The sequence below is a fragment of the Candidatus Planktophila lacus genome (assembly GCF_002287925.1).
GTDB classification, from domain to species: Bacteria; Actinomycetota; Actinomycetes; order Nanopelagicales; family Nanopelagicaceae; genus Planktophila; species Planktophila lacus.
Window position 1 is genome coordinate 221213 of record NZ_CP016769.1, and the last position, 15254, is coordinate 236466.

Consider the following 15254-nt stretch of genomic DNA (forward strand, 5'->3'; position numbering starts at 1 on the left):
CCTCCAATCGCCGCCTGAGCTCTGAGCGCCCACGCGTGCAAGCATGACGATACCCCTGTCCACGCTCAAATACGCTTAACTAACCCCTAGTTGTGCGGAGTTTTTTTAGCTCAACAGGCTCAGCCAGGGCGCGTTCTGCCGCCTCATACCCATCTAGATAGGCGCTGGCCAGCTCTGAGTCCTCAAATCGGGCCAAGACCTCGGTAAAGGCTGGGCCATGATCAAAGTGCTCCAGATGGATCGCCTCATGGAAGAGGACATAGTCGAGAGCGTAATCCGGGGCGAGCTTTAGTCGATCTGAGATCCGAATCGTGCGGTCAACGCTGGTGCAAGAGCCCCAGCGCTCGCGCATAGGCCGCCAGTTGATCGATGCAGGACGTGCCGTGATCTCTGGGGCTAGGGATGCCATTAGTTCGTGGGTGCGCTCTATAAGGCGTTCTTCGCTCGGAGTTCGTTCTGATTCTTGGCTTCGAATCTTGGCGATCATCTCGGGCACGATCGCGTGTTCATCTGCCTTACTCATCCGCGCAGGGATTGAGACGATGATGCGACCGCCTTGGCGATATGCCGAGATATTTCGTTTGCGACGGGCGGAACGAATAACGAGAATCTCACCCTCTGAAATTCCCGGAAGGGTTAGATCATCTTCGCCAGCAATGTCATCAAAGGCCATTTTGAAACTCCATATGGAAAAAGTACTCCTTCGATTCGAATTTAACTTATCTATCCGCGAAATCTAAAGTACGTGTTGAGAGATTTGCGATGAGTTAAACGCTCATTACAAGGTAATTAATGGGTGTGTCAAATCTCTATTTATTTGATTCTCGGCACTTTTGGTCATAAGTTGCGCTTACGAAGTCCTCGGATAACCGTTCTATATCTGCAAGGGGAAGGCAGATATATGAATGTGCGCCCGGGGACTTCGCTTTTCTTTTCTTAACTAATTCTGAAGTACTAGAGCAAACCCGAGAGATCATCTGGAATAGAAGTGCTTGTCAGGAACTTCTCAGGATCTAACAAATCATCAGCTGTTGGAAGAAAGCCGCTCCAGATTTGATCGCGCTCGCCAACGCTCTTTACTTCACGGATCTTTTTCCAGAAAGTGCTTGCCTCGCGAGTTAGCTTTGGCGAAACTTGCAGACCAAGCATCGATGAGAATAACTGTTGCGCAGGAGATGAAGAAGCGCGACGACGTCGATGTGATTCGCGGAGTTGTTCGATACTCGGAATTCGATCTCCAGCAGCAAGTGAAACGACTTCATCAGTCCAACCATCGATTAGCGCCAAAACAGTTTCCAGTTTTAACAGCGCACTCTTCTGCGCCGGTGATTCTTCAGGTGTAAAAATTCCATTATCTAAAGCAAAGGAAATCGCTTCTCCTTCGCCAGCGCCTTCAGGCATATTTGCTTGCATACCTTCAAAAGCCTCTTGCGCCTGGCGTTGAATGGCATCGATATCGATATGAATACCTTTTCCATATTCCACAACCGCGCTTTGAATATATGAAACTAGCCAAGGGTTATGCGCAAATAAACGAGCTACTGCGCCTTCGCGTAGAGCGTGAAAGATAAAGACTTCAGATTTAGCGATCTCTAAATCAACTGCCCAATTCTCAATATTTTCTGGAATAACAATGGCGCGGGCGGGATCTAGTAGCGGCAGGCCAACGTCGTGGGCGCCGGTAACGCTGGTGGCTAAGGTGCCAATCGACTGCCCCAGTTGAGTTGCGATCATGGTGCCGATAAAGGAGCGCAACATCGCAGTGATCATCTCGATCGGCGGCTGGCCCTGCTCCGGATCGGCAGCCTGTGCGTTCATCGCTTGATCCATTAGATCGGAAATTGCTGAAGATAAACCAGCAGCAAGCGGCTCAATGGTCTTATGCCAACCTGGCATAGTTTCAAGAACCCAATCCATTCGGCTCACTGCAATTGGTGCGTGAGTGGATGCCGGAAAGGCAGTCGCTTCATTTAGCCAGAGCTCTGAAATTTCAAAGGCGTTTTCAACTACCGAAACATCTTTCGTTCCTAGTGGTTTTAACCCTTGCACTTTTACAAATTTAGTAGCGGTATCCCTTGCCGTTGCAATTGAAAGAACTTCTTCTTTTCCATTAGCACCGCTATTGGTTTTTCCAACTTGCGAAAAGAGAGAAGTGAAAGGATTTACAAACCCTGCAGGATTGATTCCAAGTTGTTCAAATTGCGCCTTCATCTGTTCTTGCATCTGGCGCATCATCGCTTCGAAATCTGTACCGCCCTCATTTCCAGAGTTATTGGAGTTATCGGGATCGTTGGGATCATCGGGAGTAAAACCAAAACCGGCCACAATCCGACTCCATTCTCTGTTACTTCTATCTTGTTTTACCTACAACACCTTGGGTGCGAAATTCCTTCCCGCAGGCGCTAGGCTATCTAACATGTCCAACGCTTTCACGGCTCTCATCTGGTGGGTAATTCCGCTCGCAGGCCTGCTTGGCGCACTTGGCTATGTCGTATGGGTTACCCAATTTAAATCAAAGTTTGAATCTGAAACCACCCGCTCTGTCGGCCAATTTCAACGCTTTCAAGACTCCTTCCGCGCCGCTGAGATAACTACAAACACTGCAGCGAACACTGATGAATTAGATGAATTAACTGACCCATCTACCGATGGCGCACCTGCGGGCTCAAGTACCAGCGACTAAATCTCGTGACCGTTCGACTTCCTCGCACCACATCCCTTGTTCTAGCCATTTTCTTCGGTACCGCCTTTCTTGCCCCCCTTCCATTTGTAGTTTTGATGCCTGGTAATGCGCAGAATGTTTTAGATCAAAGCGCTAAAGAAAAGACGATCGCTCTTTCTAAGTCGGCGCCGGCATCGCTGCAGATTTATCCCAGCGATGGAAACCTTTATCTACTCTCAATTTTGATCACCAACCCATCGGCATATGTAACTGGCGTTGAACTTATTTACTCCTGGATGAAGAGTGAAAATGCTGTAATGCCGAGATCGCTATTTTATAAAGATGGTCGAAGTGCAGAAGCAGAGAAGGCGATTGCAAAGACTGAGATGGTTGATTCGCAGGTTGTTGCTAAATCGGTGGCGCTGGAATATCTCAAAGCGAATTACTCGCAATCTTCAGCAGTTGTTATCAAACCAAGTGATCTGGAAATTTCACTTGCTAAGACCGGTGGTCCAAGTGGCGGACTCGCCTTTGCAATCGGAATAATCGAGCTACTTACGAGCGAGAACATTTTGCAGGGCAAGAGCGTTGCAGTGACAGGAACAATTGATAGCGCTGGAAAAGTGGGAAGTATCGGGGGAGTTGCTGAGAAAATTTTGGCGGCAAAGAAGGCTGGTGCAACTCTCATCCTTGTTCCAGAGGCCAATTGCAAAGACCTTGCACCAAATCTTGCGACAATTCCATCTGGGATTAAAATCGCAGCGGTTAGCAGCCTAAAAGAGGCTATGGCCGCGTTCAATTCGGAAGACCCGCGAGGGTGCGCTAACTTAGGAGCATGATGAAAAAGCCAAGCCCGCTAGCAATTACCCTAACTATTCTGGCAGTTATCACTGGCGCACTTGTTGCGTTAAGTGGTTTCTATGTTGATTGGCTCTGGTTCAACTCAGTTGGCTTCACTGGCGTATGGTCAACTGTCCTAACAACGAAGGTCGCGCTCTTTGTAATCGCCGGTCTTCTAACATCTTTAATTATTTCGCTAAATATTTTTCTAGCATTTCGTCGTCGCCCCTTTTATGTTCCAACCTCGGTTGAAGCCGACAACCTAGAGCGCTACCGCGCAACGATCGATCCAATCCGCAAACTAGTCTTTGCCGGAATTGTTTTAGTTCTCTTCTACTTCGGTGGAACAAGTGCTTCAAATCTTTGGGGCTCATGGTTGCTCTTTAGCAACTCAACCGAGTTTGGTGTCCAAGATCCGCAATTCGGCCTTGATATCTCCTTCTTCGCATTCCGCCTACCGTTCTTTCAAACACTTATCGGCTGGGGAATCTCAACTTTAATTTTGGCAACTCTGGCAAGTGCTGCAGTGCATTACCTCTACGGTGGAATTCGTCCGCAGGTTCCACAAGAGCGCACAACAGTTGCTGCTCGCGTTCAGCTTTCAGTTCTACTTGGCTTAATCGTTCTCTTGAAGGCGGTTGCTTACTACTTCGATCGCTTTGCACTCGCACTTAAAGAGAGCAGATTGATCACCGGCCTTACCTACACAGATGTAAATGCAACTCTTCCGGCAAAATCAATTTTGGCAGCGATTGCAGTTATCTGTTCACTTCTCTTCTTTGCAAATATCGTCCGCAAATCATGGCTACTTCCTGCAGCAGGTACCGCGCTTATGGTTGGCGCTTCAGTTCTTATCGCAGGCGTTTACCCAGGTGCGGTTCAACAGTTCCAAGTAAAGCCATCTGAATCATCTAAGGAAGCCCCTTATATTCAGCGCAATATCGATGCCACCCGCGATGCCTACGGCATTGCCGGCGTTGAGATGAAGGATTACCAAGCAACTGTTTCAACGAATTCAGGTCAGCTAGCAAATGATGCAGCGACAATTGCAAATATTCGTTTGATGGATCCAAACGTTCTCTCTGCAACGTTCCGTCAACTACAGCAGATCAAGCCTTACTACTCATTCCCAGAATCACTCGATATCGATCGTTACACAGTTAACGGCGTGCAACGCGATGCGGTTGTTGCAGTTCGCGAACTAAATATCGAAGGTAACCCAAGCCGTAACTGGATTAACGATCACTTGGTTTACACCCACGGTTTCGGTTTTGTATCTGCATTTGGAAATACCGTTGATGCCGATGGCAAGCCAAACTTCCTAGTTGGAGATCTTCCTCCAACAACCGGTCTTGGAAAGTTCCAACCACGCGTTTACTTCGGTGAGAACGTTCCTGATTACTCAATCATCGGTGGACCAAAGACCGATACTCCTGTTGAATTCGACTATCCAGATGATGCTTCAGCAAATGGACAGAAGAACTACACATATACAGGTAAGGGCGGCGTCCCAATGGGCGGCCTCTTTAAGAAATTGCTCTTTGCAATTCAATACCAAGAACAGCGAATCGTTCTTTCAAGTTTGATCAACTCAGAATCAAAGATACTCTACAACCGTTCACCACGTGATCGCGTTGCCAAGGTTGCGCCATGGCTAACTATTGATGGAGATCCATACCCAGCAATTGTTGATGGCAAGATTCAGTGGATCATCGACGGATATACAACCAGCTCTGGTTACCCATATTCACAGACCACAGCACTTGGAGCAGCGACTACAGATGCTCTAACCACAAATTCTGGAGCAGTTACTGCGCAGCGAAATCAGAACATTAACTACATCCGTAACTCGGTTAAGGCCACTGTTGACGCCTATGACGGCACAGTTGTTCTATACCAATGGGATGAGAAGGATCCAGTCCTAAAGACCTGGATGAAGGCCTTCCCAAATACAGTTACTCCAAAGAGCAAGATGTCTAAAGAACTTCTCGAGCACATCCGCTATCCGGAAGATATGTTCCGTGTACAACGCGATGTACTTAGCTCGTATCACGTACAAACTGCCGCTGCGTTCTACGGTGGACAAGATTTCTGGCGCGTGCCACGTGATCCTTCTACATTCGGAGCAAACGCTGGAGCACAACCTCCGTACTACATGACTCTAGAAATGCCAGGTACTGATAAACCAACATTTACTTTAACGACGCCATTCGTTCCACGTGGTGGACGTGAAAACCTTTCCGCATTCGCCGTTGTTGATTCAAATAACGGACCAAATTACGGCAAGATCACAGTTCTGCAATTACCACGAAGCACAAACGTGGCAGGTCCATCACAGGTTGCCTCTAACTTCGAAGCAAAACCTGAAGTTGCTAACTCGCTCTCCTTGCTCCGCCAAGGTGGATCAGATGTTGTACTTGGAAACTTGTTAACACTGCCAGTCGGTGGCGGCCTTCTCTACGTACAACCTGTCTATGTGCGAGCAACTTCAAACACTGCGGCATATCCATTGCTACAGAAAGTTCTCGTATCTTTCGGTGATGTAATTGGATTCGATAGCTCACTTAAGGGCGCACTCGATCAAGTATTTGGTGGTAACTCTGGAACTTCTTCATCCGGATCACCAGTTACATCAACAACCAATAACGCATCTGATGATCTAAAGTCAGCGTTGCAAAACGCAAGACAAGCACTTGCCGACGGTAATGCTGCACTCGCTAAGGGTGATTTCGCTGCCTACGGTCGCGCACAAGATCGCTTAAAAGCTGCACTTGCCGCTGCTATCGCTGCTGAAGGACGTAAGTAATTTTCTTATCGCTTTAATTAACCATTAATTAGGCGGATTTGGCTATTACTTGCCCACCCTTTAGACTGACACTTCCGACGCGGGGTGGAGCAGCTCGGTAGCTCGCTGGGCTCATAACCCAGAGGTCGTAGGTTCAAATCCTGCCCCCGCTACTAGAAGTACAAATGAAATCTGAGGTCTCATTATGAGTAACCAAGTAAAGACGCTCGTCAAGATCAAACATAAAGATCGCAACCGCAAGACTGTTTTCTTCCGCGGAATTATCGCCTTCCCAGCGATCATCTTCGTAGCGACCTTTGCGCAATCATCCTTTAGCGAGAGCGAAAGCTGGGCTGCAGGAACTGCAGGAGTAGTCGCACTGCCAACTTTGCTAGCCCTGGTATTTCGCGGAAAATATCCAAGTTACGTTCTCACCTTTAACCACGCGGTAGTTGAGCTATCAACTCGTTTGGCTGCCTACGTATTGATCTTGAATGACAAGTACCCATCAATTGAAGCTAATTCAAAGGTTGCCGTTCTCTTCCCTGATGTTGAAGGCGGCAAAAAGTTAAATCGCGTTTTGCCTTTAGTTAAATGGTTCTTGGCTATCCCGCATTACATCGTTGGCGCGATCTACCTTGTAATTTCTCTGGTTGTTACAGTCATTGCCTGGGTGCAGACTTCGATTACTGGAAGATATCCTGAATGGGCCGGTGAAATCGTGCTCGGCACAATCGCATACTGGAACCGCGTTCAGGGTTATATGTTGTTACTTGTTACAGACAAGTACCCAACTTTTCGCCTTAAGTAATCTAACTATCTAATAGTTAAAGAGTTAGTTACTACAAATAGCGAGCTAATCGCCATCGCACCCGCTGCATACATAGGAGTTAACGCTCCTGCTGCAGCAATTGGAATACCAATCACGTTGTAGGCGAAGGCCCATCCCAGGTTAACTTTGATTGTTTTCAGTGTGCGCTTGGATAAATTGAGCGCATCTACAACGCTCATTAACTCAGGGCGCATTAAAGTTATATCTGCAGATGAGATCGCAGAATCTGTACCAGTTCCCATCGCCATACTTAAATCTGCTGCCGCAAGTGCTGCCGCATCGTTAATGCCATCACCGATCATCAAAACAGTCTGGCCGGCTGACTTTAGAGCGTTGATTCGATCAAGTTTCTCCTCAGGTAGCGCGCGGGCAATTACATGCTCGCCCTTAATTCCTACAGCGCGCGCAATTGCGCCAGCGCTCTCCTCGTTATCTCCAGTTATTAACCAAGGGGTAATTCCCTTATCAATAAGTGCGCTGATAGTTGCAGCGGCATCTGCTTTAACCTGATCACCAGTTGCAAAGACTGCGATTGCAACGCCATCCCAGGCAAGTACTGAAACGCTGTGGCCAGATTCTTCGCCGCGGGCAATTGCAGCTTCAATTCCAGGATCAAAAGTTGTTGCGCTATGGGCGATTGCCTTTGGTGTTCCGATTAAAACCACTGGAGAGATTGCACCGATCAAAACTCTGCCGGCAACGCCGGCGCCAGGTGTCTGGGTAAATTCGATAACATCTTTACGCACTGCGCCATTGGCAAGCGCGTGAGATGCGATTGCTTGTGCGATCGGATGGTCATTGGCTAGTTCAAGCGATAACGCAGTCGAAAGAATTGTCTTCTCATTTAAAAATTCAGCATAGGTAGCGCCTAGAACTTTGTGAGCGCTGGTTGGAATAGTTGTCTCATGCACCTTCATGACGCCAGTTGTGAGCGTTCCTGTCTTATCAAGAACAACAACATCTACCTTGCGTGCCAGTTCCAATGCACGTGGCTGACGCAACACGATTCCGCGAGCCGCGCCGCGACCTGATGCAACAAGTAAAGCAACTGGAGTTGCTAAACCAAGTGCGCATGGGCAGGCGATAACTAAGACGGTGATCGCAATTTGAATTGAACCAGCGAGTGAACTTCCTTCGCCACCGTTACCTAGGTAATACCAAGCGAAGAAGGTTCCAATCGCTAGCGTTGTAACAACGGGAACAAAGATTGCGGAAATTCGATCGGCTAAGCGCTGAATTGGCGCCTTATTTCCTTGGGCTTGAACGACCATTGAAGTGATGCGCGCTAGCTCGGTATCGCTTCCGATGCGGGTAGCGCGCACAATGATGCGGCCATTGTTATTTAGCGATGCCCCGATAACGCGAGATCCGGGTCCAACTTCAACAGGAGTTGATTCACCGGTCATCATCGCGTTATTTACCGTTGAGATTCCTGAGATAACTAATCCATCAGTTGGAATTCGCGCACCAGGTTTTACAACAAAATCATCACCGATCTGCAACTCTGAAATTGGGACGATTACTTCAAGCCCTTTACGGAGAACAATTACCTCTTTTGAGCCGAGTGCGAGAAGCGCAGCAAGGGCGCTACTAGCACGACGCTTGGCGCGTGATTCAAGATGGCGACCGAGAATCACAAATAACAAAACTCCGGCAGCGACTTCGGTATAGACATCACCCTGTCCTGTTGCATTTGAATATATCGACCAACCGAATGCGCTAAATGAACCGAGCGAGATAAGTGAATCCATTGTTGGGTGAAAGAAATTACGGATCGCCGCGCGGTGAATCGGCAAGGCAACTAGCAAAATCAGCGGCGTAGTTAGACCGATTGCCAGCCAAGCAGTTGGTGAATACAGCGGCGGCAAGATATTGAAGTAATCGAGAGTTAGGAGAATCTCGGTATCAATTGTCTCGCGCCATTGTTCGACCATGGAAACCAAGATCGCAGGCACTGCGAAGATAATTGCGAAGAAGAGCGCAATTCCAGACTTTTTGCTATGTAGCGCAGGGCCGGCACCATCTTCAACCAAAACTGCACCGTATCCAGAACCCTTAATCTTCTTAATCAAATCTGCAGTCTTTACTTCAGCAGGTGCCAAGATATGAACAGTTTCAGTTGCAAAGTTAACGCTGGCGCTGACCCCGCTCATCGCGTTAAGTGATTTCTCAACAGTGTTCACGCATGAAGAACAAGTCATGCCCGAAACCGAAAACGTTCGAGTTGTGAGCGAACTCTTGCTTAAATCAATTGTTTTACCTGGCTTTTCTGGCTCCACACTGGCTGGGCGAGAAAGTTCGATCTTAATATCTTCAGTTCCCATTTAATTTGTCCACAATCTTCTGATGAATCGCAGAGTTTGTAGAAAGCCCACTTCCACCGAGGCTGCCATCGACGCCGGCTACATTGGTAAATCTTCCGCCTGCTTCGCGCACAATAATGTCGAGCGCGGCCATATCCCACAACGCCAGAGATGGTTCTATTGCAACGTCTACCGCACCTTCGGCAACCAACATATGTGACCAGAAATCTCCGATACCGCGGGTGCGCCAAGCAGATGACATTAACTCTTGGAAGGGCGCGAGTCTTTCGCCCCAACCAATAAAGTCAGAGTAAGAAATTGAGGCATCTTTAACTTCGCTTACCTGCGAAACGCTGATGCGTTGTGGGGCTGCTTTATTTACCGAAACAAATGCGCCGTGGCCTTCGCTGGCATGCCAACGACGAAATAGTGCAGGAGCGCTAACTACGCCAACGACCACAACTTCGCGGCCATCGCTCTGCTTTTCAATTAAACCGATCAAAGTAGCCCATGTTGGAACTCCACGCAAAAAATTCTTGGTGCCATCAATTGGATCAATAACCCAGTAACGCTCTGCACTACCTGCATCATTTCCAAATTCTTCACCAACGATTCCATCATCTGGGCGGTGGTTCTTAAGTAGCGCGCGCAAAGCTTCTTCAGTTGCCTTATCGGCATCTGTGACAGGTGTGTTATCTGGCTTAGTTGTAACAACTAAATCAATAGATTGGTAGCGCGCTAAGGTAATTGAATCTGCTGCATCTGCCAGGCGAATAGCCAGCGCTAAATCATTGCCGCGCGAAAAGGACATGTTGTCAGTCTATCGCGGGCGGGTTTGAATCTTTAAGCTCTAAAAGTGATCTCAGACTTGCAACTCGTGCGCTTCGCTCAGCGTTTACAACGCCATCTGGGTTAGCCCATTCATTTAAGCGACAGCCGATTTCATGGTGTGAACAATTTGGCATGCAGGTTTGTGTGACCTCATAGAGATCGTTAAATGCAGCGACGATCCGATTGGAATCAAGGTGAGCCAGCCCAAAGGCGCGGATTCCCGGAGTATCGATAATCCAGCCTTGTGAAGGAGATAGATCGGGAGATAACGGCAGCGCAATTGCACTTGATGAGGTGTGGCGACCGCGTCCGGTTACATCGTTTACATCTCCAGTAACGCGATCAGCGTGCGGCACAAGTGCGTTAATTAAAGTTGATTTACCAACGCCAGAGTGGCCAACTAAGACCGAAGTCTTGCCATTCAGTAGTGAAAATAAATTAGCCAAATCTCTTTCGCGGGTTTCAGATTTAATCGCGGCAGTAGCAATCTCTACCCCAAGAGTTTCATATTCATGCAAGAAATCTGGGACAGCTGCAACATCAGTCTTGGTAACAAGCAAAATAGGTTTAATGTTCTCGTGGAAGGCGCAGACCAAGAAGCGATCAATTAGTCCACGGCGAGGTTCTGGATTTGCCGCGGCAACGACAATTACCAACTGATCAATATTGGAAACGATAGTGCGCTCCATCTTGGCGGCATCATCAACGGTTCTGCTCAAACTATTGCGGCGAGGTGCGATTGAAACTATTCGTGCCAGAGTTCCTTCGGTTCCCGAAACATCTCCAACAAGATTTACCAAATCACCAACGACAACTGATTTGGGACCCATTTCGCGCGCCTTCATCGCGGTGACAATGACGCCACCATCTGTAATACAAGTTGTGCGACCGCGATCTACAGTTGTAACTAAAGCTTGAATTGCATCAGCGTGAGCGGGGCGATCTTTACTTCTTGGGCGGGTGCGCCGCGCAGGGCGAATCCGCGCATCTGATTCATCAAATTCGCGCGGTGTCATAAGACCAAACTCTGCCAAAGCCCTGGAAAATCGGGCAAGGTCTTACGGGTTGTAGCAACGTTTTCAATTTCAACGCCAGGAACCACTAATCCAATAACTGCGCCAGCTGTTGCTAGTCGGTGATCTTCGTAAGTGTGGAATGTGCCGCCATGTAAACCTTTACCCATTGCGCCGTGCGGAGTTATATGGAGTGAAGTTTCATCTTCAACGACGTTGCCACCAAGTGAGTTAACTTCGCGGGTAAGAGCGGCTAAACGATCGGTTTCGTGAAGACGTAGGTGCCCGATACCGCGTAGATGCGAAGGTGAATCCGCAAGCGCTGCGAGAGCTGCAATAGCAGGAGTTAGCTCGCCAACATCGTGCAGATCGATATCGATTCCGTGGATGCTTTCTCCACCGGTAATCGTTAAGCCATCTTTTCCGCGCGAAATAGTTGCGCCCATGGCGGTCAAAATCTCGCGCAGCTGATCACCAGGCTGAGTTGTTACTTCTGGCCAATCTGCAATCGTGATTGATCCACCGCAAACCATTGCGATAGAAAGAAATGGCGCAGCATTTGAAAGATCTGGTTCGATTACTAAATCTTGGCCTTGCAGCGCTCCTGCAGAAACGCTCCAACTATTGGCCGATTTATCAACGCTTACCTGTGCACCGAAATCGCGGAGCATCTGAACAGTCATATCGATATGTGGCATTGATGGAAGCGGTCCACCTTTATGTGTTGCAACAATTCCATCACGCGTACTTGGCGCAATTAACAGAAGAGCGGATAAGAATTGACTTGATGCGCTGGCATCAATCGTTAACGCACCGCCAGGAATTTCGCCTTTGCTCTTAACAACCATCGGCAAGCTATAACGACCACCGTGTTCGATTTCGATTCCGAGATCTTCTAGCGCTGCAATAACTGGGCCAAGCGGGCGCTCGTAAGAACGGGGATCTCCATCAAATGAGATATCGCCATGTGCCAGCGCAGAAAGTGGCGGCAAGAAGCGCATAACGGTTCCGGCATTTCCAACATCTACCTTGGCGGGACCGCGAAGTGGCGCAGGAGTTATCTCCCATGCCCAATCGGTTTCTTTTATGGATATACCCATCGCGCGAAGCCCGGCCACCATTAACTCGGTATCGCGTGAGATAAGTGGGCGCTTTAAAAGTGAGGGGCTCTTCGCCTGCGCAGCGAGAATTAGCGCGCGGTTAGTCACCGATTTTGATCCCGGGATTACTACTCGCGCGCTGACTTTCTTATCTCCACGAAATGGAGCGGGCCAGAGCATAAGCAACAGTCTACTCTCTACCTATGTGCGGTCGTTATGCCAGAGCGCAGGAGATGGACGAGATCATCGGGGAATTTAACCTCGATGGATCAACCCTTGATGCATCTCTGCCGTTAAATTGGAATATCGCACCGACCAATGAGATTTACATAATTCGCGATACGCCAGGAAACACCAATTCTTTAGAGAGAATATTGGATAGTGCATCATGGGGAATTATCGCGCCGTGGCAGAAGAACTTTGCCGAAGCGCGCGCCTCGCAATCACATGCAATTAATGCGCGTAGCGAATCAATTCATGAGAAGCCAACATTTCGCCAAGCCTTTCGCACAACACGATGTTTAATTCCAGCAACCGGTTATTACGAATGGGCGACATCTTTAGGTCAGTACCCACCAAAACAACCTTTCTACATAACTTCTGCAGAACCCAAAAAATCACTTTCGATCGCTGGAATCTGGAGCACTTGGAAGAATGAGAAAGGCGAAGAGATTCAATCTGCCGCGATTATTACTCGCGAAGCAGTTGGCGAGTTAGCAACTATCCATAGCCGGATGCCAGTCTTTATGGAGCGCAATAAGTGGAGCGATTGGTTAGATCCAAAGAATCGTGAGATCGAAGATTTAATTGCGTTAATGCAGAACCCAGATCCAGCCGCTGGGTTGGTAACTAGACCGGTTTCATCGCAGGTAAATCTGGTGGCAAATAACGGCCCCGAATTAATTGCTGAGATCGAACTGGGAGAGGCGCAGACGCTCTTTTAAGGTTCGGCGTTAAGCGGGCATAAAGAGCGATTTCTACGACTTTGGGATAGTGTGTAAGAGATGGCATCTAAAGATCTAGTCCTAGAGAGCGCTTCCGATCGCAATACTCGGTTCGAGCGCGATGCCATTGTGTTTATGGACCAGTTATATGCAGCAGCGCTTCGTTATACAAAGAACCCCGAAGATGCGCGCGATTTAGTTCAAGATACTTATCTAAAAGCCTTTAACTCATTCCACCAATTTGAAGAAGGCACTAACTTACGTGCCTGGCTCTATCGCGTTTTAACAACCACATTTATTAACTCTTATCGTAAAGATCAACGCCGCCCACAACTTGCAGCTGGGGAACTCGAAGATTGGCAGTTAGCTGAGGCGCAATCACATACGAGCGATCTCGGAAAATCTGCAGAAGTAGAAGCGCTAGAGAATTTGCCAGATAGCGATATCAAACGCGCGCTGCAAGACATCCCCGAAGAATTTCGCATCGCCGTTTACTTGGCTGATGTTGAGGGTTTTTCCTACAAAGAGATCGCAGATATCGTCGATGTTCCTGCCGGCACTGTGATGTCACGTCTGCACCGCGGACGTAAGTTACTGCGCGAAAAATTAGCCGACTATGCAAAAGAACTTGGTTACTCCACCGATGCCAAGCCGGCAAATAAGAGCGGAAAGGGGGAGAAGGCATGAGCCATCTCGAAGAGATTCCATGTATTGAGGTTCTCTCCTCCGTTGTCTTTATCATCGAAGGCGTTGTTGAAGAGACCCATAACCCACAAGCGATTGAATCTCACCTAAATACTTGCGCTGCTTGTCGCGCAGAAGTTGAGCACGAGCAAGCAATGCATACCCTCTTGCAGGATGTGCTGCGTCGTTCTTGCGATGAGAAGGCCCCGGAAGATTTGCATCGCAGCATCCACGAAGAGCTTCTCCGCCAAGCAAGTGGTACTGGCGTTACTGAAGTCGTAACGCAATACAGCATGACCGAAATTTCAATTGAAATCGATGAGTTCGGTAACGTAGAACATCGCGAAATTCAGATTGAACAAACTCATGTTCAGCACTTCATAGACGACGAGAAGTAATTAACTATTTATGCGCCCAGCAGATGAGGTAATCGGAGCAGTCGGTTTCTCGGTAATGACCGTTCGCCCCGGTGATACCTGTCTAGCAATGGGAATCTCTGATCTACCAATTCTTGCGCCGGGCCATTTAATGAGCGTGATGGAGAGCGCATGCGTTGCAGCGCTGAGCGAGTATTTAGAAACTGGTGAGACAACGATCGTTGATAAATTTGATATCTCGGTAATTGATTCAGTTGGAATTGGCTCTGAAATTCGCGGAGCCGCGCGCTGTACCGAGATGGATGGGCGCTCGATGATCTTTGAATGCGATATTTACGAAGGTGAGCGCCATATCGCTTTTGCCATAATAGAAAGAACGGCGGTGGAGCGAGTATCTTTCCTCGCCCGCACCGCCGCGCAATCTTTAATTAAATCTTCAGAGAATTAAGCAATTCTTATTAGGCTTTTTTAGTGGCCCAGAAGATCTCAGCAATTTCATCGATCTTTGCGATCAACTTATCTGCAACTGCAATGTCCTGAGTTCCCTTTGTGCCGGCAGCTCCAGCCAACTTTGTCGCCTCGTTAAAGAGTGAGTGAAGTTGTGGGTATGCCTCAAAGTGTGGCGCCTTAAAGTAATCAGTCCAGAGAACCCAGAGGTGCTCTTTAACTTGATGTGAACGCTCTTCTTTAATCGCAACTGAACGTGAGCGGAAATCTGCATCTGGGTTAGCTGCATACTTTTCCATGCATGCCTTAACTGAGAGCGCTTCGATCTTTGCCTGTGCTGGATCGTAAACTCCACATGGCAGATCGCAGTGTGCGTGGACAGTTACCTTTGGTGTGAAGAACTTCTTCATTTTCTCTCCCTTTATCTTTATATTTC

At 48.2% G+C, this 15254-nt stretch carries 15 protein-coding genes and 1 tRNA gene; 9 read left to right on the top strand and 7 right to left on the bottom strand.

Annotated elements, in window-relative coordinates; all coding sequences use genetic code 11:
* Positions 1 to 79: 79 nt before the first annotated feature.
* Positions 80 to 673, bottom strand: a complete 594-nt coding sequence (locus A1s21148_RS01055) for a M48 metallopeptidase family protein (RefSeq protein ID WP_095670652.1) — start codon at positions 671 to 673, stop codon at positions 80 to 82.
* A 281-nt stretch (positions 674 to 954) separates the two neighbouring features.
* Positions 955 to 2325 carry a zinc-dependent metalloprotease gene (locus A1s21148_RS01060; protein ID WP_095670653.1) on the bottom strand — a complete coding sequence of 457 codons (1371 nt, stop codon included), beginning with the start codon at positions 2323 to 2325 and terminating at the stop codon, positions 955 to 957.
* A 91-nt stretch (positions 2326 to 2416) separates the two neighbouring features.
* Between A1s21148_RS01060 and A1s21148_RS01065 the strand changes: the two genes are divergently transcribed.
* The 5 genes from A1s21148_RS01065 (at position 2417) to A1s21148_RS01085 (ending at position 7098) form a co-directional block, all read left to right on the top strand.
* The gene (locus A1s21148_RS01065; RefSeq protein WP_095670654.1) at positions 2417 to 2683 is read left to right on the top strand and encodes a hypothetical protein; all 267 of its coding nucleotides are present in this window, start codon (positions 2417 to 2419) and stop codon (positions 2681 to 2683) included.
* Between the two features lie 5 nt (positions 2684 to 2688).
* Entirely contained in the window at positions 2689 to 3501 is an 813-nt protein-coding gene (locus tag A1s21148_RS01070) for a S16 family serine protease (protein ID WP_095670655.1), read from the top strand.
* A complete protein-coding gene (locus A1s21148_RS01075; RefSeq protein WP_095670656.1) occupies positions 3498 to 6308 on the top strand; it encodes a UPF0182 family membrane protein in 2811 nt (936 codons plus the stop codon). The genes A1s21148_RS01070 and A1s21148_RS01075 overlap by 4 nt, the downstream gene beginning before the upstream one ends.
* Before the next feature lie 78 nt (positions 6309 to 6386).
* Positions 6387 to 6460, top strand: a tRNA-Met gene (locus tag A1s21148_RS01080).
* A gap of 32 nt (positions 6461 to 6492) precedes the next feature.
* Complete coding sequence (locus tag A1s21148_RS01085; protein ID WP_095670657.1) at positions 6493 to 7098, top strand: DUF4389 domain-containing protein; 606 nt, start codon at positions 6493 to 6495, stop codon at positions 7096 to 7098.
* 5 nt (positions 7099 to 7103) lie between these two features.
* Here the strand turns inward: A1s21148_RS01085 and A1s21148_RS01090 are convergent, their stop codons facing one another.
* From A1s21148_RS01090 to aroA, 4 genes are read right to left on the bottom strand one after another with little or no spacing between them, the layout of a single operon-like run.
* The gene (locus A1s21148_RS01090; protein WP_095670658.1) at positions 7104 to 9443 is read right to left on the bottom strand and encodes a heavy metal translocating P-type ATPase; all 2340 of its coding nucleotides are present in this window, start codon (positions 9441 to 9443) and stop codon (positions 7104 to 7106) included.
* Positions 9433 to 10233 (bottom strand): inositol monophosphatase family protein, encoded by an 801-nt coding sequence (locus A1s21148_RS01095; RefSeq protein ID WP_095670659.1) that lies wholly within the window; start codon positions 10231 to 10233, stop codon positions 9433 to 9435. Before A1s21148_RS01095 ends, A1s21148_RS01090 begins: the two co-directional genes overlap by 11 nt.
* 4 nt (positions 10234 to 10237) lie before the next feature.
* Positions 10238 to 11269, bottom strand: coding sequence for a ribosome small subunit-dependent GTPase A (gene rsgA / locus A1s21148_RS01100; protein ID WP_095670660.1), 1032 nt, complete (start codon positions 11267 to 11269; stop codon positions 10238 to 10240).
* Positions 11266 to 12546 (bottom strand): 3-phosphoshikimate 1-carboxyvinyltransferase, encoded by a 1281-nt coding sequence (aroA, locus tag A1s21148_RS01105; protein ID WP_095670661.1) that lies wholly within the window; start codon positions 12544 to 12546, stop codon positions 11266 to 11268. Before aroA ends, rsgA begins: the two co-directional genes overlap by 4 nt.
* A 23-nt stretch (positions 12547 to 12569) precedes the next feature.
* On the opposite strand from aroA, the gene A1s21148_RS01110 reads away from it, so the two are divergent.
* Genes A1s21148_RS01110 through A1s21148_RS01125 form a run of 4 tightly spaced genes read left to right on the top strand, consistent with a single transcriptional unit; the run spans position 12570 to position 14819 of the window.
* The gene (locus tag A1s21148_RS01110) at positions 12570 to 13310 is read left to right on the top strand and encodes an SOS response-associated peptidase (RefSeq protein ID WP_095670662.1); all 741 of its coding nucleotides are present in this window, start codon (positions 12570 to 12572) and stop codon (positions 13308 to 13310) included.
* A gap of 60 nt (positions 13311 to 13370) precedes the next feature.
* Positions 13371 to 13997 (top strand): sigma-70 family RNA polymerase sigma factor, encoded by a 627-nt coding sequence (locus A1s21148_RS01115; RefSeq protein WP_095670663.1) that lies wholly within the window; start codon positions 13371 to 13373, stop codon positions 13995 to 13997.
* Positions 13994 to 14392, top strand: coding sequence for an anti-sigma factor family protein (locus A1s21148_RS01120; protein WP_095670664.1), 399 nt, complete (start codon positions 13994 to 13996; stop codon positions 14390 to 14392). The genes A1s21148_RS01115 and A1s21148_RS01120 overlap by 4 nt, the downstream gene beginning before the upstream one ends.
* A gap of 10 nt (positions 14393 to 14402) precedes the next feature.
* Entirely contained in the window at positions 14403 to 14819 is a 417-nt protein-coding gene (locus tag A1s21148_RS01125; protein ID WP_095670665.1) for a thioesterase family protein, read from the top strand.
* 10 nt (positions 14820 to 14829) lie between these two features.
* Here A1s21148_RS01125 and sodN read toward each other — a convergent pair whose 3' ends face one another.
* Positions 14830 to 15228, bottom strand: a complete 399-nt coding sequence (gene sodN / locus A1s21148_RS01130) for a superoxide dismutase, Ni (protein ID WP_095670666.1) — start codon at positions 15226 to 15228, stop codon at positions 14830 to 14832.
* Between the last annotated feature and the right edge of the window lie 26 nt (positions 15229 to 15254).